This window comes from Actinocorallia herbida, from assembly GCF_003751225.1.
Taxonomy (GTDB): domain Bacteria; phylum Actinomycetota; class Actinomycetes; order Streptosporangiales; family Streptosporangiaceae; genus Actinocorallia; species Actinocorallia herbida.
On sequence record NZ_RJKE01000001.1, the window covers coordinates 2016208 to 2034337 of the forward strand.

The following is an 18130-nucleotide window of genomic DNA, read 5'->3' on the forward strand; positions in this document are numbered from 1 at the left end:
CCACGGGTCCATGTCCACGCCTCGGCCGAGGGCCCCGCCCGGGGGCATGGTTGTGACTAATTAACAGGACGGACACGGCAGGAAGTGTGAATCAGCAACATTCGGGCGTGATCGTCTACTCCGTCGCCGAACCGCACCCAAGGAGGTGAGGCCATGGATCGCGACGCGGTCACCCGACTGATCCGCCGGATCGGCATGCCCGTCCTGGCCGTCGTGCTCGCCCTCGGCATCGGGGGCGGACTCGTCGCCACGCTGGGGCACTCGCCGTTGACGGCGGCGAGCACCGTCATCGACGCGGGATTCAGCTGCGGGGCGGAGTACTGCAACCTCGGCGGGACGCTCGCGCTGGCCGGGCCGATCATCCTGTGCGCGCTCGGCGCGGTCGTCTCGCTGCGCAGCGGGCTGTTCAGCATCGGGCAGGAAGGCCAGTACGCGCTGGGCGGGCTCGCCGCAGCGGTCGCGGGCTCGGCGCTGTCCCTGCCAGGAGGGCTGCACCCCGTGGTCGCGCTGGGCGCGGCGGTCCTCGTCGGTGCCGCGTGGGGGGCGATCCCCGCGCTGCTCAAGGTCTTCCTCGGCGTCAACGAGCTGATCATCACCATCGTGCTCAACGCGATGGCCGGGCTGCTGCTCGACTTCCTGGTGAACCACCCGCTCAGGGCCGAGGCCTCCACGGTCGGCTACACGCGGCCGGTCGACGCCTCGGCGCGGCTGCCGGTCTTCGACCCGTCGACCAAGTTCGGGCTCGGGTTCGTCATCGCGGTCCTCGCGTGCGCCGCCGTGTGGTTCTTCCTCAGCCGCACCACGACCGGCTACGAGCAGCGGATGTCGGGGGAGGCGACCGCCTTCGCGCGCTACTCGGGCATGTCGAGCACCGCGAGCGTGCTGCGCGCCGGGCTGATCGGCGGCGCGCTCGCCGGACTGGGCGGCGGCGTCCAGGTGCTCGGCACCAACTACCGCGTCATCGAGGGGTTCGCCGACGGCACGGGCTTCACCGGCCTGACCGCCGCGATCCTCGGCGGGACCACCGCGCTCGGCGCGGGCCTGGCCGGCGTGCTGTACGCGGGCATCACGGTCGGCGCGGTGAACGGGCTCCAGATCGTGCTCGGCGTGCCCCGCGAGATCGGCTCCACCACGCTGGCGCTGATGATCGTCCTGGTCGCGCTCCAGGCGCCGCTGCTCGCCAGGTTCGAGGCCGCGATCAACCGCCGCCGCGCGGGCGGACGGCGCGGCGACCCCCCCGACGACCCCGGGAGCCCCCTGACGACGGCACGGGAGACGGCGGAGGCCGCGCCATGAACCTCATCGCGGACTTCCTCAACAGCGGCATCCGGATGACCACCCCGATCCTCTTCGCGGCGATCGCGTCCCTGATCTCCGCCCGGGCCGGCATCCTCAACCTCGCCATCGAGTCCAAGGTCCTCGCCGGAGCGTTCGTCGGGATCCTGGCGGCCGCCGCCTTCGGCAACGGCTGGGCCGGCGTCGCCGCCGCGGCGCTGACCGGGGCCGTCCTCGGCCTGCTCATGGCGGTCGCGCATCGCATCGGCGTCGACCTCGTGGTGCTCGCGATCGGGCTGAACATCCTGGTCCTGCAACTGACCGTGTACCTGATGCGCTCCTATCTGGGCGGTGTGGGCACCTACGCGCCGGAGATCGACCGGCTGCCGGAGGTGGGCATCCCGCTCTTGTCCGACCTGCCCTTCCTCGACCACCTGACGGCCCGGCTCAACCTGCTCGTCTATCTGTCCCTCGCCACCGCGATCGCGGTCGCCCTCTACTTCCGCACCCGCGGCGGCCGCCATCTCCTGGCCGTCGGTGAGGCGCCGCTCTCCGCGGCGGCCTCCGGGATCCCGGTCGCGCGCACGCAACTGCTCGCCCTGGTCGCGGCGGGCGCCGTCGCGGGCATCGGCGGCGCGTTCCTCTCGATCGGCGACGTCGGCCTGTTCACCCGCAACATGAGCGCCGACCGCGGCTGGATCGGCATCACCGCGGCGCTGCTCGCGCTCAACCGGCCCGCCCTGGTCGTGCCCGCCGCCGGGATCTTCGGCTTCGCCTCGGCCGCGAGCATCCGGCTCCAGACGCTCGACGTGCCCTCGAACCTGACCCAGTTCCTGCCCCAGGGCGCCGCGTTCGTCGCCCTCGTCCTGGTCGGCGTGCACGGCAGGCTGCGCGGCAACGTGGCCCGGCTGTGGCGCGCCAGCACCACCCTCTCGCTCCGTTCCCGTCCCGCTCCCTCATCCCCCGCACCAGAGAGCTCCACCAAGACCCCCCAGGAGATCCCATGACCAGATCGCGCAGCACCGGAACCCTCCTCCGGACGGCCGCCGTCACCGCCGCGCTGACGCTCGCGGCGGCCTGCTCGGGAGGCGGCGACGACCCCGCCGCTCCCGACGCGTTCAGCTACTCCCTCATCACGCCCGGCGCCGCCGGAGACGGCGGGTTCATCGACTCGGCGATCCTCGGCACCAAGAAGGCGGAGAAGGACCTCGGCGTGACCGGCCGGGTCGTCGAGGCCGAGTCCGTCGCGCAGCAGGAGGGCGTGATCCGCTCGACCGTCGCGACCCACCCCGACGTCATCATCGCGCCGGGGCTCGATCCCGAGTCCCTGCTCGCGGTGGCCGGGGAGAACCCCGGGCAGCTCTTCGGCGTGCCGAGCGACATCTTCGCCGACAAGCTGCCCGACAACGTCTCGGCGTTCTCCATCAACGTGCACGAGTCGAGCTTCCTGGGCGGCTACGTCGCCGGGAGCATGACCGAGACCAAGAAGGTCGGCGCCGTCCTCGGCATCGACAACCCCGGGCTCAACCAGTTCTTCTACGGCTACAAGCAGGGCGTGCTCGCCGCGTGCCCCGACTGCACCGTGACGCCGAGCTACCTCAACGGCGAGTTCAGCGACCCGTCCGTCGGCCAGGAGGCGGCGCTCTCGCTCTTCCAGGGCGGCAACGACATCGTCTACGCGGTCGCCGGACTCAGCGGCCAGGGCGTGTTCACCGCCGCGAAGCAGGAGGGCAAGTACGCCATCGGCGTCGACTCGAACCAGGACGGCGACGCGCCGGGCACCGTCATCGTGTCGGTCATGAAGCGCGTCGACCAGACGACCTTCCAGCTCATCGAGGCCGCCAAGAACGGCTCGTTCAAGGCGGGCTTCGTGCAGGCGGGCCTCGCCGACGAGGTCACCGGCCTGTCGTGGGCCGACGGGTCGACCGTCTTCGCCGACAAGGGCCCCGCCGCGATGGCCGGGAAGGTCGCCGGGGTGACCGAGAAGGTCACCGGGCTCAAGGAGCAGATCCTCAAGGGCGAGATCAAGGTCTGCGACGCGCTCAACGAGCCGGCTTCCGCGGCCTGCGCCGACCTCGGCCTGAAGTCCTGACCGCACGAGACCGCATCCGATGCCGACCACGGGGAGCCCGCCCATGACCGCGCCGCCGCGCCTGGAGCTGCGGAGCCTGCGCAAGTACTTCGCGACGTCGAAGGTCCTCGCCGTCGACGGGGTGTCGCTGGCCGTCGCGCCGGGAGAGGTCGTCGCCCTCATCGGCGAGAACGGGACCGGCAAGACCACCCTGATGAACCTGGTGTTCGGGGTGCACCAGCCCGACGCCGGCGAGATCCGGGTGGACGGGCGGCCGGTGCGGATCAGCGGCCCGCAGGCGGCGATCGAGCACGGGGTGGCGATGGTGCACCAGCACTTCGAGCTGGTGCCCGGCTTCACCGTCGCGCAGAACGTGCTCCTCGGGCGGGAGCCGACCCGGCGGGGCCGCTACGACGACGCCGAGGCCGAGCGGCGGGTCACGGAGCTGATGGCGCGCTCCGGGCTCGTCCTCGACCCCCGGCGCCGGGTGCGCGACCTGCCGGTGGCCGCGCAGCAGCGGGTCGAGATCCTCAAGGCGCTCGCCCGCGACGCCCGGGTGCTGATCCTCGACGAGCCGACCGCCGTCCTGACCCCGCAGGAGGCCGACGAGCTGATCGTCCTCGTGCGGGGGCTGGCGGCGGCCGGCCGGTCGGTCGTGTTCATCTCGCACAAGCTCCCCGAGGTCCAGGAGGTCGCCGACCGCGTCGTGGTCATGCGGCGCGGCAGGATCGTCGGCGAGGTCGGCCGCGGCGGCGCGGACGACGCGGCGCTCGCCCGGCTGATGGTCGGCCGGGACGTCCCGGTGACGGGCTCGTACGCGACCGCGCCGGCGGGCCCGGAGCTGCTCCGGGTGGAGGGCGCCGCGGTGCCGCCCACGCTGGAGGGCGGCAGCGGGCTGCGCGGCGTCGACCTGGCGCTGCGCTCCGGCGAGATCCTCGGCATCGCCGGGGTCGGCGGGAACGGCCAGGACGAGCTCATCGACGCGGTCACCGGACTCGGTCGCCTCGAAGGCGGCAGCGTCGCCGTCGACGGCGTCGACATCACCCGCGCCACCCCCGCCGAGACGCGGCGGCGCGGCATCGCGCACATCGCCGCCGACCGCATGCGCGTCGGACTCAATCTCGAAGCCACCCTGGAGGAGAACGCCGTGTCCACCGCGTTCCGGACCCGCAGGTTCAGCCGGGCCGGACTGATCAGACGACGGGCGCGACGACGCTTCGCCGCGGCGCTCATCGCCGACTACGAGGTGCGCGGCGCGGCCCCCGCCCGGCCGGTGCGCTCGCTGTCCGGCGGCAACCTCCAGAAGATCGTCATCGGCCGCGAGCTGTCCGGGAACCCTCGCGTGGTGCTGGCCAACCAGCCCACCCGGGGGCTCGACGTGGGCAGCATCGAGTTCGTGCACGGCGCCCTGTCCCGGGCCCGCGCGCAAGGGGCGGGGGTCCTGCTGGTCTCCGCCGAGCTGGACGAGGTCATGGCGCTGTCCGACCGGATCGCCGTGATGTACGACGGGCGGCTGATCGGGCCGTTCGACCGGGCCGACGTCGACCGGGAACGCCTCGGCCGGCTGATGGCCGGCGTGGAGGGGGAGTGACATGGCGGAACTGATCGTCGCCGACCACGTGTTCGTCAACGACGGGGAAGGCACCGTGCTGTCTCCCGGGGCCGTCGAGGTCGCGGACGGCCGGATCCTCTCGGCGGGCGCCGTCACCGGACCCCGTCCGAGCGGGCAGGGGGTCACCGATCTCGGCGCCCGGGTCGTCCTGCCCGGCCTGGTGAACGCGCACGCGCACACCCCGATGTCGCTGATGCGGGGGACCGCGGAAGGGCACTCGCTGCTGTCGATGGAGGGGTTCCTGACCGTCCTCCGCAGCAGGGAGGAGCACCTGACGCCCGACCTGGTGCCCGCGTCCGTCGCGGTCTCGTGCGGCGACATGATCCGGCACGGCACCACCGCCTTCGCCGACCAGTACTTCTACGCCGACGAGATCGCGCCGACCGTCGAGCGGTCCGGGCTCCGGGCCAGGATCGCCTGGGGCATCGTGGAACTCGGCGACGACACGGCGCGCGCCAGGGAACTCGCCGCCGCGACGCGCTTCGCCGAGAGCCTCCCCCCGGGGGGCCGGGTGTCGGCGTGGGTGGGCCCGCACGCCTACTTCGTCGACAACACCCCGGAGGCGATGGCCGCAGAACTCGCGCTGGCCCGCCGCCTGGACGCGGGCCTCCACGTCCACTTCGCCACCTCCGGCGAGGAGGAGAAGTGGTGCCATGAGCACTACGGACGCTCCGCGCTCGAGGTGCTGCGGGACCTGGGGATGCTGGACGTCCCGACGATCCTCGCGCACTGCACCACGGTGCCCGTCGACCAGCTTCCGCTGCTCGCCGGGACGCGCGCGGCGATGACCGTGATCCCGAGCGTCGCGATGATGAGCGGGGTGCCCGCCGCGCCCGTCAGGGCCGCGCTGGACCACGGCGTGCTCGTCGCGCTCGGCTCGGACAACGTCTGCAACAACACCAACACCGACCTCTTCGAGGAGATGCGGACCCTGGGGAAGCTCGCGGCGTTCACCTCGCGCGTGCCCGACCAGGTGACCTCGCGGGAGATCCTGGAGATCGCCACCGTCGGCGGCCACCGGGCCCTCGCGGGCGGCCCGGACGACGGACGGCTCGTCGCCGGGGCCGTCGCCGACCTGATCGCGGTCCCCGTCACCGAGATCGCCCGCGGCCCGGTGGGCGCCCAGTCGCTGGAGGCCGCGCTGGTCTACGGCACCTCCGGCGCGTCGGTGACGCACTCGATGGCCGACGGGGCGTGGCTGATGGCCGACCGGGCCGTGCGCACCCTCGATCTCGCGGCGGCGGCGCGGCGGCAGCAGGCCGACTACGACATCCTCTCGTCCAGGATGCACGCCCGAGGGACGAGGGAGACCAGCACATGAACGCGCAGGACCGCCGCAAACTCATCGAGCAGCAGGTGATCCGCACCGGCGAGGTCCAGTTCAGCGTCCTCGCCGAGGAGTTCGACGTCTCGGAGATGACGGTGCGCCGCGACATCGACGCGCTCGAACGGCAGGGCGTCGTCCGGCGGGTCTCCGGCGGCGCGATCCCCGTCTCGGCGACGGCCTTCGAACCCTCCTACGGCCTGCGCGCCGACCTCGCCGCCGACAGCAAGGACGACATCGCGACCGCGATCGCGAGCCTGCTGAGTCCCGGCGAGACCGTCGTGCTCGACAGCGGGAGCACCGTGGCCAGGGTCGCCCAGGCCATCCGGGGCCGGGGCCTCGGGCTCACCGTGATCACGCCGAGCCTCCCCGTCGCGACCGCGCTCGCCGACGAACCGGACACCCAGGTCATCCTGACCGGCGGCACCGTCCGTCCCGGCGAGCTCAGTCTCATCGGCCACGACGCCGAGCGGACCTTCGAACGCTTCAACTGCGACACCTTCGTGATCGGGGTGGCCGGCGTCGACGCCGACAAGGGCCTCACCGAGTACCACCCGGGCGAGGCCAGCGTGAAACGCGCCGCGCTCGCCGCGTCGTCCCGGCTGCTGGTCGGCGCGGACGCCGCCAAGCTCGGCCGGGTCCATCTGGTCAACATCGCCCCCATCACCGCGGTCGGCGTCCTCGTCACCGACGCCCCGCAGGACCACCCGACGGTCAAAGCGGCCCTCGCGGCCGGCGCGGAGGTCGTGCTGACCCCCGCGACCGCCGGCGAACGAACAGGAGACAGCGCATGAACCGTTTCGCGGCGATCTTTTCCACGGCCGACAAGCCGCTGATCGCGATGGCGCATCTTCCCGCCCTCCCCGGCACCCCCCTGTACGACGCGGGAGCGGGCATCCAGGGCATCATCGACCAGGTCGACGCCGATGTGGCCCTGCTCGTCGACGCGGGGTTCGACGCCGTCATGTTCTGCAACGAGAACGACCGGCCGTACGAGCTCGAGGCCGGGCCCGAGGCGGCGGCGGTGATGGCGCGGGTCGTCACCGAGTGCCGTCCCGCGTCGATCCCCTTCGGCGTCGACTACCTCTGGGACAGCAGGATCGCGCTGGCGACCGCGGTCGCGACGGGCGCGCGCTTCATGCGGGAGGTCGTGACGGGGGTGTGGGAGTCCGACATGGGCCTGTGGCACACCAACGCCGCGCACACCCTGCGCGAGCGCCGCCGCCTCGACCACGAGGACCTCGCGATCTTCATGAACGTGACGCCGGAGTTCGCCTCCCCGATCGGCTCCCGGACCCCCGCCCAGATGGCGCGTTCGACGGTCGTGTCGAGCCTCGCCGACGTGATCCTCGTGTCCGGGCCGATGGCCGGGGCCGAACCCGCCGCGCAGACCCTGCGGGAGGTGCGCGAGAGCGTGCCTGACGAGGTCCCCGTGCTGCTCAATACCGGGGCGCGCGAGGAGAACATCGCGGAACTGCTCAAGATCGCCGATGGGTGCGTCGTCGGTTCGTCACTCAAGGTCGACGGGCACACCTGGAACCCGGTGGACGCCGACCGGGCCCGGCGCTTCGTCGAGGTGGCGCGCGCGTGAGCGCGATCGCCTTCGGGATCGACGTCGGCACGACCGGCGTGAAGGGGGTGGCCCTGGACGTCGAGCGGGGGATCGTCGCCGAGGCGGGCCGCGGCAACGCGCTGGGCTCGCCCCGGCCGGGCTGGGCCGAGGCCGATCCGGGGCAGTGGTCGGCCAACGTCGCCGACGTCCTCGCCGAGCTCGCGTCGCGGATCGACGTCGCCCGGGTCGTCGGCGTGGCGACCACCGGCATGGTCCCGGCGGTGGTGTGCCTCGACGCGTCGGGCAGGCCGCTGCGGAAGGCGATCCTCCAGAACGACGCGCGCGCGGTCACCGAGGTCGCGGAGGTCGGGGAGCTGCTGCGCGACGCCGACGTGCTGCGGCGCACCGGATCGCCGGTGACCCAGCAGTCCGTGGCGCCCACGACCCGCTGGCTGCGGACCCACGAACCCGACGTCTGGGACAGGACCGCGACGGTGCTCGGCTCCTACGACGCGGTCCTGACGGGGCTGGGCGCACGCCCCCACGTCGAGCTCAACTGGGCCATCGAATCGGGGCTCTTCGACCTCGACGGGCGGCCGTTCGGCCCGGCCGTCGCCGCGGGCGGGGTGGGGGACCGCCTTCCCCCGGTGGCGTCCGGCGGGACCGTCGTGGGGGAGCTGAGCGCCGCCGCCTCCGCGCGGACCGGCCTGCCGCAGGGGATCCCCCTCGTCGTGGGCGGGGCCGACCACGTCCTGTCCGCCTACGGCGCCGGGCTCACCTCGCCCGGCGACTGGCTGGTGAAGCTCGGCGGCGCGGGCGACATCCTCGCCGTCAGCGCCGAGCCCGTCAGCGACGACCGCTTCTACCTGGACCGCCACCCCGTCGACGGCCTGTGGCTCCCCAACGGCTGCATGGCCACCAGCGGCAGCCTCGTCCGCTGGGTCCAGGCGCTCCTCGGCGAAGACGACCTCGCCTCCCTGGACGACGGGGCGAGCCGGCGCGAGGCCGCCTCCCTCCTCTGCCTGCCCTACTTCCTCGGCGAGAAGACCCCGCTCAACGACCCCCTCCTCCGCGGCGTCTTCGCCGGCCTCCACCTCGGCCACGATCGACACGACCTGCACCGCGCCGCCCTGGAGGGCATCGCCTTCGGCTTCCGGCACAACGCCGACGTCCTGCGCGCCCGCGGCATCGCCCTGACCACCGCCAGCATCACCAACGGCGGCGCCACCTCCGCCCTCTGGAAGCAGATCCACGCCGACGTCCTGGGCACCCCCCTCCGCACCCTCCGCGACCACCCCGGCGCCGCCCTCGGCGCCGCCGTGGCCGCCGCCGTCGGCGGGTCCGCCCTCCCCGGCTGGCAAGCGATCGACGCCTTCGTCAGGCCCGGCCCCGTGATCGACCCGAACCCGGTCCTCACCTCCCGCTACGACGACGCCTACCGCCAGTGGCGCGCCCTGGGCGAAGCCACCGCCCCCACCATGCGGGCCCTGTCCCGCGGCTCCGGCTGACGCGGCGGGGCCGTCCGGGTCAGGGCAGGCGGAGGCGGGCGTAGACCGCGCGGTGGTCGCTGCCGGGCAGGGCGCGGGTGGCGTAGCCGAGGACGGCGACGCGCCGGTCGGCCAGCACGTGGTCGATCACGATGCCGGGGAGCGGGTGGGCGCGGGCGTGCCAGGTGGCCTCCAGGCCGTCGCCGAGTGCCGCGCTCGCGCTCCGGTACCCGGTGTCCAGCACGCGGCGGAACGTGGCGTGGTCGAAGGTGGCGTTGAAGTCGCCGACGAGGATCCGGATCCTTCCGTCCGGGGTGGCGGCGGGCACCGTGGCCTGGCTCGCCCGCCAGCACTCCGCCTTCCCCGGATGGACCGGCGCGCACGTGTGCACCGCGACCACCTCGACGGGCTCGGCGAACCCCGGCACCGTCACCTCCCCCCGCACCGACCCGCCGGGCGACGGCCCGGGGGAGACCACCGGATACCGCGAGAACAGCGACGTCCCGTTGGTCCCGTCGAGCCGGTGCGGCAGCACCTCCTGAAGCCCGAGCCGATCGAGCTCCGCCCGGTCCTCGGTCCAGAGCTCCTGCACCGACAGCACATCCGGCCGCAACTCCCGCACCAGCTCGAGAATCCGCCCTGGCCGCGTCCGCCCATGCAGCGTGTTCACACTCAACGCCCGCACCTCCGGCCCGCCGGCCACCGGCTCCCCGTCCCCCACCACCCGGGGCACCACCCCGGCCACCAGCACCAGCGCCGTGACCAGCCCGACCGCCGCCGCCTTCCAGCGGCGCAGAACCAGAGCGACGACCGGCACGCCCACCGACACCCCGGCCACATAAGGCGTGAACGACACCAACTGCACCCACCGAAACCCCAGATCCCACCCGACCACCCACCCGACCGCCCACCCCGCGAACAGCACGACCGACCCCCACACCCCACCACTCACCCAGCGCCGCACAACAGCCCCTTCCCACCCCCACGTCCGCCGTTCGCGAGTATGGCACCAAAGATCAACATTTTCCGGAGCGTCGCCCAGAGAATCGCAGGCGGCACCGGACCAGGCCGGCGCGGAGCGCATGCCATGGACCGTCCGCAAGGGGCGACCGTCTTTCATGTCGGCGCCGTGAGTGCCCCTTCGCCTAAGGTCGTGCGGGCAGGGCGAGGCACAGGGCGTGCAGGGCCGCCGCGAAGGAGTGCTCGGGCGGGGTGCCGTAGCCGACGACGAGGCCGTCGCCGGGCGGCATGGTGCTCTCGGGATGCCGGTAGGCGGACAGGCCGTCGACGGCGAGGCGTTGCCTGCGGGCCGCGGACAGCGCGGCGGGCTCGGTGCCGGGCGGCAGGGTGAGGACCGCGTGCAGCCCCGCGGCGATGCCGGTGACCCGGATGTGCGGCGCGTGCTCGGCGAGAGCCCGCACCAGCAGATCCCTGCGCCGTCCGTAGGTGCGCCGCATGGCGCGCAGATGCCGTTCGTAGGCGCCGCGGGCGATGAAGTCGGCGAGTGTGAGCTGGTCGAGCGACCCGGACCAGAACTCGCGCGGCCCCTTGGCGGCCAGTACGTCGTCGATGAGCCGGTCGGGCAGCACCATCCAGCCCATGCGCAGCGCGGGCGACAGGCTCTTGCTCGCCGAACCGAGGTAGACCACGCGATCGGGGTCGAGGCCCTGCACGGCGCCGACAGGCTGCCGGTCATAGCGGAACTCGCCGTCGTAGTCGTCCTCCAGGACGAGGCCGCCGGTCCCGTGGGCCCAGTCGATGACCTCTGCCCTGCGCGCGGCGTGCAGCGGGCCGCCGAGCGGGTACTGGTGCGCCGGGGTGAGCAGCACCGCCCCCGCCCCGGTGCCGGGCAGCCCGGCGACACGGGCGCCGCGCTCGTCGACCTCCAGCGGCGCCGTCCGCTTTCCGGCCTCTCGCAGCAGGTCGCGGTGGAAGGCCAGACCGTAGGACTCCACGGCGACGGTGTCCGGCAGGATCGCGCCGAGCAGCCGCAGGCCGTGCGCGAAGCCGGCGCAGACCACGATCCGCTCGGCGTCGGCGCGCACCCCTCGGGCGCGCGTCAGGTAGTCGGCGAGCGCGCGCCGCAGTTCCGGCCGGCCGCGCGGGTCGCCGGGCCCGAAGGCCTCGCTCGGCGCGGCGGTCAGCGCGCGGCGGGCGGCCGCCAGCCACGCGGCGCGGGGGAAGGCGGAGGCGTCGGGGGAACTCGGCGCCAGATCGTGGATCGGGCCGCGCCGCGGAGCCGACGCGGCCCGGCGGACGGGCGGCGGAGGCGCCGACCGCCGGGCGACCCGGGTCCCCGATCCCTGACGGGCGGTCAGCCATCCCTCGGCGACGAGTTCGGCGTAGGCCTCGGCGACGGTGTTGCGGGCGATGCCGAGATCGGCGGAGAGCGTCCGGTAGGAGGGCAGCCGGGCGCCCGGCGCGAGCCTGCCCGAGCGGACGGCCTCCCGCAGCGCGTGCATGAGCCGGACCCGGATGCTCCCGCCGCCCGTCAGCTCGAGGTGCAGATCGCCGCCGCCTCTCGAAGGCTCCGCCGCCGAAGTGACCCATGAATCCCGCATGGAAATGCACCCTATGTCCAGTCACTGACCGCCCTACGGTGAACACATGACGACATTCCAGGTCCCCCAGCGCATGAACTTCGGCAAGGCCGCCCCCCGGGTCTTCAAGGCCGTCCTGGCCCTCGACGGGGCGGCCCGGGAAGGGCTCGACCCGGTGCTCGTCGAGCTCGTGCAGATCCGCGCCTCCCAGATCAACCGCTGCGTGTACTGCATCGACTACCACGCCTCCGACGCCCGCAAGGCGGGCGAGACGGAAGAACGCGTCTACCAGCTCAGCGCCTGGGAGGAGTCCAGCCTCTACACCGTCAAGGAGCGGGCCGCCCTCGCCCTCACCGAGGCGATGACCCGGCTTCCCGAAGGGGTGTCCGACGCGGTCTGGGACGAGGCGGCCGAGGAGTTCGACGAGCGGGAACTCGCCCAGCTCATCGCCCTGATCTGCACGGCCAACACGTGGAACAGGCTGAACGTCACCACCCGCAAGACCCCGGGCACCGCGTGACCCGGCCCGCCGCCCCATGACCCCCGGCCCGGCGGGGCACCTTCCTCCAGGGCGGCGGCCGCCCTCCACGTGCGCCGCCGCCCTTCCCGTTCGACGGGCGTGGAGGCCGGGAGAGTTCGGTCGCCCGCCCCGACATCGTCGAGGTGCTGCTGCGCGACGCCTCCGGGAAGGTCCTCAAGAATCCCCGCGCGAACAGGCCGGGCCCGCCTGACCGGGCGGGGCCGGCGGACGTTCCGGGCAGGACGGATCCGTCCTGCCCGCGGCACCGTGAGGCTCCGGGCCTCGGATCCGGACCACGCGGTCAGTACGGGTGGTGGTCGGGCTTGTCGGTCCAGGAGCGGTACGCCTCGGCCCCCAGCTCCGGGTGGATCTGCTTGATCGCGATCCGCCGCTGGTCGAGGGACTTCTGGAAGTCCTCGTACTGGAAGGCGTCGTCGAAGCCGATCCGGCGGGTGTCCTCCAGGTCGCAGCTGTAGAAGACCGAGTCGATCCGCGACCAGTAGATGGCGCTCATGCACATCGGGCACGGCGCCCCGCTGATGTAGATCGAGCAGCCGGTGAGCATCCGTGCCCGTTCGGGCAGTGGGTCGGGCGAGCCCTCCGGACGGGGGATGAACGCGAGCGTGGACTCGTCCTGGTGCGACTCCGGGATGGAAGGCGCCCGCGGATTCAGCACCTGGACCGCCTTCCGGATGGTCTCCACCTCCGCGTGGGCGGTCGGATCACCGGTGAGCAGGACCCGGTTCTGCCCGCGGGCGACGATCTCGCCGTCCCGGGAGATCACCGCCCCGAAGGGACCTCCCCAACCTTTCTCGACGGATTCCTTGGCCAGCTCGACCGCTTCGTTCAGCAGCTCTTTATGTTCCATGGCCTAACCTCCGATCCGATGTATTCCCATTTCTTTGCCTTTTCGGACGGCTCCCCCCAGACCTTTCTCGCCTAGGCTAGCAGACGTGAATTGCAGCGCCGGTCACGAGTTGAGCGGCAAAGTCGCGACAGTGGTCATCTCCCTGAAAGTCGCCGCGGAAAAGGAAAACGAATACCGGCGCTGGCAGGAGAAGGTCACCGATCTCGCACGCGGTTTCGCCGGGTTCGAGGACAGCGAACTGCACCCGCCCGCGGACGGCGAGGGCGACGTGTGGGTCGTGGTCTACCGCTTCTCCGACATCGACCGGCTGACCGCCTGGCTGGACTCCGACGTCCGCCGCGGGATGCTGGAACAGGGCGGGCACCTGTTCGACGCGCCGCCCCGCCAGGAGGTCATGGCCGGCGAGGCACCGACCCGCGACATCGTCACCGCGGTCATCTCCCACGAGGTGCTGCCGGGCAAGGAGCAGGACTTCGCGCGGTGGCAGGCCAAGGTGCGCAAGGCGCAGGAGGGCTTCCCGGGCTTCATGGGCTTCGAGCTGTTCGAGCCCGTCCCCGGCGTCCAGGACCGCTGGGTCGCCGCGGTCCGCTTCGACACCCGGGAACATCTCGACCGGTGGCTGGAATCCGAGGAGCGCGCGAGCCTCCTGAAAGAGGGCCGCAGCACCTTCGCGGATTATGACGTGCAGAAAGTCCGCTCCGCGTTCAGTGGCTGGTTCCGCTTCGACGACGAGGAGTCCAGTGGCGTTCCACCGAATTGGAAGCAGGCGATGTCCGTCCTGCTCGCCCTCTATCCCACGGTGATGATCCTGAACCTCACCGCGGGAAAACTGTTCCAAAAAGCCGGCATCCCCGACTATCTGTCGCTCTTCCTGAGCAACGTCCTCAGCATCTCCGTCCTCACCTGGTTCGCCATGCCCCTCGTGAACCGCGTCTTCGCCGCCTGGCTGACGGCCCGCCCAGGCTCCCCCGCCCCGCGCCGCTTCGGCACCGCCGCCATCATCCTGTGCTACCTGGTCCTCATCGCGATCTTCGCCCTGATCACCCGCTGATCCGCCGCCCCGCGCCAAGGCGCGACCGGGGCCGGGAGCCGGCGTCAGCGGCGGGCGATCGGGCGGATCGGGACACGGAGGCGACGAGATCTCCGGTGCGGGTGCACAACGTGCCGTGGGAGAGGTCCCGGTCGGAGGTGTGGCCGAGGCCGCGGGTGCCGAACAGGAGCCAGTCGTCGAGGGAGAAGCGGCGGTGGAACCCAGACGGTGTGGTCGAGAGGCCCGAGCTGGAAGGGCTCTCGCGGGTCCAGGCGGCCGAGAAAGGCGGTGCCCGCCAGACCGACGTCGGAGGTGCAGGTGAGGCACCGGGCCCCGGACCGTCTGCGGGCGCGACGTCCCCCAGCGATCCCAGCAAAGATCATCACTGACGGCCGGTTGAGATCTTGGTAGAGACGAAAAAGGCCCGCTGAGCAGGGATTCCCCCCGTACTCAGCGAGCCCGTCATCCGTCGGGACGACAGGATTTGAACCTGCGACCCCTTGACCCCCAGTCGCTTGGTGTGGTTCATCATTCACCTTGAGTAATCGTCGACTTTGGGAGAAACTGCAGGTAGAGCGCTTGATCATCTGTTGGTCCGTAGCAGTCGGTGCCAGGCGCTCGCTCACAGTCCACGGTCAAACGACGGTCAGACGATCATGAGGTGCGACATGGGGTTCTCCCGGAAGCGTGCTGCCAAGAACGGCAAGCCGAGGTACACGGCCTACTACACCGACCTCCGCGGCAGGGAACTGTCCGCAGGAACGTTCGCCACCAAGAAAGAAGCCGACAAAGCCTGGCAGAAGGAGGAGGCCAAGGCGGCCGAAGGCCACACGGGCGATCCGGCCCGAAAGAGACAGAGGTTCCGAAGATACGTGGAAGAGGAGTGGCTCCCGAACCACGTCATGGAGGCCACGACCCGAGAGGGCTACACGTACTCGATCTACGCGCACATCATGGACTGGTTCGGCCCCCTGCGCATGATCGAGATCATGCCGAGCGACGTGCGCGCCTGGGTGAAGGACCAGCACGACCGCGGCTGCTCACCCGCCGTCATCCGCCTCAACAAGTCCATCCTCAGCGGCATCTTCACCACCGCCCTGAACGACCAGATCACCGTCCTCCACCCCTGCAAGGGAGTGAAGACCCCGACGGTCCCGAAGAAGCCCCTGCGCATCGTCGCCCCCGAGGAGTTCGACAAGCTCTACGTCGCCCTCTCCTCAGACGACGCCCGCCTCCTCGCCGAAACCGCAATCGAGAGCGGAATGCGCTGGGGCGAACTCACCGAATTGCGAGTCAAGGACATCGACCTGACGACCCGCATCGTCACCGTGAGCCGAACGGTCGTCGAGCTCAACCCCAAGAACCACCCGCAGGGCAAGCGGTTCCTCGTCAAGCAGTACCCCAAGGACCGCGAGTTCCGCCGCTTCAAACTCAGCCCCCACATGACCGCCAAGCTCAAGCACCACGTCGAGAGCAAGAAGCTGGGCCCCGAAGACCTGCTCTTCCTCCACCAGGAAGAAGCACCGGCCTTGAAGACGATTCCCGACCAGACGACTCCCCTCGGCCTAACGGACCCGAACGCCGCCGGCCGAAGCTACCGACACGGCACCCTCAGCGCCTACTCCGCCGGAAAATGCCGCTGCCACCACTGCAGAGGCGCCTACGCCACCTACCGCGCCCAACGCCGCCGCACCGGCAAAGACCACCCCCGCAACCCCCGCACCTGGGACACCGACGGCCACATCCCCCGCCGCTGGTTCCGCGACCACATCTGGCGCCCCGCCCTCAAAACCTCCGGCCTGGACTTCAAAGTCCGAATGCACGACCTCCGCCACGCCCACGCCTCCTGGCTCCTAGCCGGCGGCGCCGACCTCCAAGTCGTCAAAGAACGCCTAGGCCACGGCAGCATCTCCACCACCGAGAAATACCTCCACACCCTCCCCGATGCCGACGACACCGCCCTCGACGCCCTGGCCCGAACCCGCTCCCGCACCAGGTAGCCGTCACGCTCGATGACGCTGGTCGGCAAACGAGACACAGTCGCGGCCAGCCGTGCGACATCTCTGCTGGGTGTGCTCCTTTCAGATGACTTCCTCGAGTACGCCTGACCATGCTCGCTCCGATAGGCCGCGAGCATGGTCAGGCTTCACGGATTCACCCGGTCGAAGCCCCCGAGGATCTGCTCGTGCAGGAAGCCGTCGCTGCAGGCATCAACGGATCAAGTCCCACACCTGCGCGGGTCGGAATACTTGCGCGTCGTGCGTACGCGCGTCGCCCCGGACCACCTCCGCCTGCGCGGAGCGAACTGGTGGCGGATCCGCGCGAGCGCCACGCAGACCGGACCGCCTCCGCCTGCGCGGAGCGAACTGGGTGACCTTCTTGAGCTCCCTGGTGGTCGCCGGACCACCTCCGCCTGCGCGGAGCGAACGTGACCTTGGCGCCGTAGTAGGCGATTGGGGGGCGGACCACCTCCGCCTGCGCGGAGCGAACGCTATGGCGGGCAACCCGATCGTGCTGATCGTCGGACCACCTCCGCCTGCGCGGAGCGAACGAGGGACGTCCACAGCGCGGACGGGATGGCCTCGGACCACCTCCGCCTGCGCGGAGCGAACAGGGCGAGCCTCAGCTCGATCCGCTTGAGGTTCGGACCACCTCCGCCTGCGCGGAGCGAACCTGATCGTGACGACCCTGAGCGAGTTCCGCGTCGGACCACCTCCGCCTGCGCGGAGCGAACGGCTCAGCCATGACCATGAACGTCAGGCCCGTCGGACCACCTCCGCCTGCGCGGAGCGAACGACTTCATGAACCTGAACCAGAACCCGTACACCGGATCACCTCCGCCTGCGCGGAGCGAACGAGAGCGCGGAACGCGCCCAGTACGAGAAGATCGGACCACCTCCGCCTGCGCGGAGCGAACCTCTTCTCCGGTAACAACCAGCGCGATTACGCCGGACCACCTCCGCCTGCGCGGAGCGAACGCCCTGGTGAACGGGACCACGAGAACCGGCTGCGGACCACCTCCGCCTGCGCGGAGCGAACATGAACGGCTCCACCGCCCAGGCGAACAGCCACGGACCACCTCCGCCTGCGCGGAGCGAACCCGGCCAAGCGCAACGCCGTCGCGATCGAACTCGGACCACCTCCGCCTGCGCGGAGCGAACGGCATGAACGGCTTGCCCATGAGCGCGGACACCGGACCACCTCCGCCTGCGCGGAGCGAACTCTTCGAGCTGGGCCGCGATCTCCTCGCGCTCCGGACCACCTCCGCCTGCGCGGAGCGAACACCAGCCGCAGCACCGGAGCCACCTGCACCGGCGGACCACCTCCGTCTGCGCGGAGCGAACGCGACGTTCCCGCCCTCGCTGACGGGGTTGGCCGGACCACCTCCGCCTGCGCGGAGCGAACGGTACCACCGAGCGCATCCGCGAGGGGCTCCTCGGACCACCTCCGCCTGCGCGGAGCGAACGCACCGGGTGGCCTCGGGCACAGCCATGCGGACGGACCACCTCCGCCTGCGCGGAGCGAACGCGTGCGAGGGCGGACCAGATCCCCCACAGGGTGGACCACCTCCGCCTGCGCGGAGCGAACCCCTCGCCGCGGACCCTGACCCCGTGGCGACCCGGACCACCTCCGCCTGCGCGGAGCGAACACCGACGAGGCCGGCGCCTGCGTGATCCGCAGCGGACCACCTCCGCCTGCGCGGAGCGAACAGCGATCGGTGACGGCCAATGCAGTGGCCTCCCGGACCACCTCCGCCTGCGCGGAGCGAACCCGATCGGCCACCGCCCGCCCCATCCGATGAACGGACCACCTCCGCCTGCGCGGAGCGAACACCGCGACGTCCATGAAGT

Annotated in this window: 14 protein-coding genes and 1 CRISPR repeat array (1 of these 15 cut by a window edge); of the genes, 11 read left to right on the forward strand and 3 right to left on the reverse strand. The window is 71.7% G+C overall.

Translation table 11 applies throughout. The features are described 5' to 3' along the window. The first annotated feature begins 153 nt into the window (after window positions 1-153). Genes EDD29_RS09550 through EDD29_RS09585 form a run of 8 tightly spaced genes read left to right on the forward strand, consistent with a single transcriptional unit; the run spans window position 154 to window position 9342 of the window. On the forward strand, window positions 154-1296 hold the full coding sequence (locus tag EDD29_RS09550) for an ABC transporter permease (RefSeq protein WP_123664050.1): 1143 nt from the start codon (window positions 154-156) through the stop codon (window positions 1294-1296). Beyond that, window positions 1293-2282 (forward strand): ABC transporter permease, encoded by a 990-nt coding sequence (locus EDD29_RS09555; RefSeq protein ID WP_123664051.1) that lies wholly within the window; start codon window positions 1293-1295, stop codon window positions 2280-2282. Before EDD29_RS09550 ends, EDD29_RS09555 begins: the two co-directional genes overlap by 4 nt. After that, complete coding sequence (locus EDD29_RS09560; protein WP_123664052.1) at window positions 2279-3367, forward strand: BMP family ABC transporter substrate-binding protein; 1089 nt, start codon at window positions 2279-2281, stop codon at window positions 3365-3367. The genes EDD29_RS09555 and EDD29_RS09560 overlap by 4 nt, the downstream gene beginning before the upstream one ends. Window positions 3368-3410: 43 nt before the next feature. Further along, the gene (locus EDD29_RS09565) at window positions 3411-4937 is read left to right on the forward strand and encodes an ABC transporter ATP-binding protein (RefSeq protein WP_123664053.1); all 1527 of its coding nucleotides are present in this window, start codon (window positions 3411-3413) and stop codon (window positions 4935-4937) included. A gap of 1 nt (window position 4938) precedes the next feature. Continuing rightward, a complete protein-coding gene (locus EDD29_RS09570) occupies window positions 4939-6279 on the forward strand; it encodes an amidohydrolase family protein (protein WP_123664054.1) in 1341 nt (446 codons plus the stop codon). After that, window positions 6276-7076, forward strand: a complete 801-nt coding sequence (locus tag EDD29_RS09575) for a DeoR/GlpR family DNA-binding transcription regulator (RefSeq protein ID WP_123664055.1) — start codon at window positions 6276-6278, stop codon at window positions 7074-7076. The genes EDD29_RS09570 and EDD29_RS09575 overlap by 4 nt, the downstream gene beginning before the upstream one ends. After that, window positions 7073-7873, forward strand: a complete 801-nt coding sequence (locus EDD29_RS09580; RefSeq protein ID WP_123664056.1) for a BtpA/SgcQ family protein — start codon at window positions 7073-7075, stop codon at window positions 7871-7873. The genes EDD29_RS09575 and EDD29_RS09580 overlap by 4 nt, the downstream gene beginning before the upstream one ends. Further along, window positions 7870-9342: an FGGY-family carbohydrate kinase gene (locus EDD29_RS09585; protein WP_123664057.1), complete on the forward strand. Its 1473-nt coding sequence runs from the start codon at window positions 7870-7872 to the stop codon at window positions 9340-9342. Before EDD29_RS09580 ends, EDD29_RS09585 begins: the two co-directional genes overlap by 4 nt. 19 nt (window positions 9343-9361) lie before the next feature. Here EDD29_RS09585 and EDD29_RS09590 read toward each other — a convergent pair whose 3' ends face one another. Further along, window positions 9362-10177 (reverse strand): endonuclease/exonuclease/phosphatase family protein, encoded by an 816-nt coding sequence (locus EDD29_RS09590; protein ID WP_148085913.1) that lies wholly within the window; start codon window positions 10175-10177, stop codon window positions 9362-9364. A gap of 289 nt (window positions 10178-10466) precedes the next feature. After that, a complete protein-coding gene (pdxR, locus tag EDD29_RS09595; RefSeq protein ID WP_123664059.1) occupies window positions 10467-11882 on the reverse strand; it encodes a MocR-like pyridoxine biosynthesis transcription factor PdxR in 1416 nt (471 codons plus the stop codon). A 46-nt stretch (window positions 11883-11928) separates the two neighbouring features. Here pdxR and EDD29_RS09600 point away from each other — a divergent pair, with 46 nt between their 5' ends. Then, window positions 11929-12381, forward strand: a complete 453-nt coding sequence (locus tag EDD29_RS09600; protein WP_211359616.1) for a carboxymuconolactone decarboxylase family protein — start codon at window positions 11929-11931, stop codon at window positions 12379-12381. Window positions 12382-12682: 301 nt separating this feature from the next. On the opposite strand, the gene EDD29_RS09605 is transcribed toward EDD29_RS09600, so the two are convergent. After that, window positions 12683-13249, reverse strand: a complete 567-nt coding sequence (locus EDD29_RS09605; RefSeq protein ID WP_123664061.1) for a nucleoside deaminase — start codon at window positions 13247-13249, stop codon at window positions 12683-12685. Between the two features lie 130 nt (window positions 13250-13379). Between EDD29_RS09605 and EDD29_RS09610 the strand changes: the two genes are divergently transcribed. Beyond that, window positions 13380-14300 carry an antibiotic biosynthesis monooxygenase gene (locus EDD29_RS09610; protein ID WP_123664062.1) on the forward strand — a complete coding sequence of 307 codons (921 nt, stop codon included), beginning with the start codon at window positions 13380-13382 and terminating at the stop codon, window positions 14298-14300. 647 nt (window positions 14301-14947) lie between these two features. Continuing rightward, the gene (locus EDD29_RS09615; RefSeq protein WP_123664063.1) at window positions 14948-16279 is read left to right on the forward strand and encodes a tyrosine-type recombinase/integrase; all 1332 of its coding nucleotides are present in this window, start codon (window positions 14948-14950) and stop codon (window positions 16277-16279) included. 277 nt (window positions 16280-16556) lie between these two features. Next, window positions 16557-18130: direct repeats of the CRISPR family, unit length 29 nt; unit sequence CGGACCACCTCCGCCTGCGCGGAGCGAAC; it runs 445 nt beyond the window's last position.

Coding starts and splice junctions, on each gene's coding strand:
- EDD29_RS09555 (WP_123664051.1), top strand. CDS start 1,293: ATGAACCTCATCGCGGACTTCCTCAACAGCGGCATCCGGATGACCACC.
- EDD29_RS09550 (WP_123664050.1), top strand. CDS start 154: ATGGATCGCGACGCGGTCACCCGACTGATCCGCCGGATCGGCATGCCC.
- EDD29_RS09580 (WP_123664056.1), top strand. CDS start 7,073: ATGAACCGTTTCGCGGCGATCTTTTCCACGGCCGACAAGCCGCTGATC.
- EDD29_RS09575 (WP_123664055.1), top strand. CDS start 6,276: ATGAACGCGCAGGACCGCCGCAAACTCATCGAGCAGCAGGTGATCCGC.
- EDD29_RS09615 (WP_123664063.1), top strand. CDS start 14,948: ATGGGGTTCTCCCGGAAGCGTGCTGCCAAGAACGGCAAGCCGAGGTAC.
- EDD29_RS09565 (WP_123664053.1), top strand. CDS start 3,411: ATGACCGCGCCGCCGCGCCTGGAGCTGCGGAGCCTGCGCAAGTACTTC.
- EDD29_RS09560 (WP_123664052.1), top strand. CDS start 2,279: ATGACCAGATCGCGCAGCACCGGAACCCTCCTCCGGACGGCCGCCGTC.
- pdxR (WP_123664059.1), bottom strand. CDS start 11,882: ATGCGGGATTCATGGGTCACTTCGGCGGCGGAGCCTTCGAGAGGCGGC.
- EDD29_RS09600 (WP_211359616.1), top strand. CDS start 11,929: ATGACGACATTCCAGGTCCCCCAGCGCATGAACTTCGGCAAGGCCGCC.
- EDD29_RS09605 (WP_123664061.1), bottom strand. CDS start 13,249: ATGGAACATAAAGAGCTGCTGAACGAAGCGGTCGAGCTGGCCAAGGAA.
- EDD29_RS09570 (WP_123664054.1), top strand. CDS start 4,939: ATGGCGGAACTGATCGTCGCCGACCACGTGTTCGTCAACGACGGGGAA.